Source organism: Novosphingobium sp. PC22D (assembly GCF_002556635.1).
Lineage (GTDB): Bacteria > Pseudomonadota > Alphaproteobacteria > Sphingomonadales > Sphingomonadaceae > Novosphingobium.
The window spans coordinates 1-951 of sequence record NZ_MWMO01000053.1 but is presented as its reverse complement, the minus strand read 5'-3'; the positions used below and the strand labels follow the sequence as shown (position 1 = coordinate 951).

At 60.1% G+C, this 951-nt stretch carries 1 protein-coding gene and 1 tRNA gene; both read right to left on the bottom strand.

The window, feature by feature from the left end:
* A partial coding sequence (locus B2G71_RS23580) for an Arm DNA-binding domain-containing protein (protein WP_141521694.1) occupies positions 1-248 on the bottom strand: 248 nt, incomplete at its 3' end.
* Positions 249-431: 183 nt separating this feature from the next.
* Positions 432-521: transfer RNA gene (locus tag B2G71_RS23575), tRNA-Ser, on the bottom strand.
* Between the last annotated feature and the right edge of the window lie 430 nt (positions 522-951).

Genomic DNA, 951 nt, shown 5'->3' with positions numbered 1-951 from the left:
CCACAACAGCTCGCCACAGCCCGCCGCGAATGGCCCTGCGCCGTCCCAGAGCCAAAATCGCATTGTTCACGGACGACGAGAGGGTAGGCGCCAAATGCCATTGTCTTGTTTTTGCCATCGTACTCGTAGTTCCAACGCCAGAGCTTGCCACCACTGGGGGTGACCATCAGGAAGAGGCGATTGGCGTCAGCGATTTTATAGGCTTTGGGGCGCGGCTTGGCGTTGCGCACCCTAGCATCGGTAAGCATGGTTCGGTCTCCAGAAAATACCTCGCTTTTCGACCGCGCGTACCTCGTTTTCGCCCCTCGGATTCGTTGGATGGGCATGGACGGGCACGGACGGCCGAGGCCGAACCGGTCTGCTAAGTGTCGGTAATCAGGAGGAAAAAGTCGAGGCCAGTGGTCTTTTGCGGACCGCTATGGAATGGCCCGTGGCGGAGAGGGTGGGATTCGAACCCACGGTACGGTTGCCCGTACACCGCATTTCGAGTGCGGCGCATTCGACCTCTCTGCCACCTCTCCGCGAAGTGCCTCAGGGGCGGCCACGGCCGCCCGGTCGAGGGGAATGGGGCCGTTAGCCGAAGTCACTCCGGTTGCCAAGCCCCTCGATGGTGCAGACGCGTCTTTTATTCATGCGAGCGTCGTGACAGGGCTCGATTTCTGAGGTCGGGTTGGCCGGGCAGGACTTGATTCTCGGGCTCATGAGCAATAGCCTTCCAATGCAAACGACCGCAGCGGCTCACTCTTTCTCCACCACTGCTACGGGCTTTCCATGATTGTCGGACGGTACCTCTTATTCCCAGGGCTGGCGTCAGCGCTGGTATTATGGAAGTCCGAAATGAGCGAATTTTCTGTTCCCATCCCTTTACGGCGTGGGCGATAGGATGGGGCCGATGAGCCAGATGACACCTGTGATTCTGTGTGGCGGCAGCGGCACGCGGCTGTGGCCGCG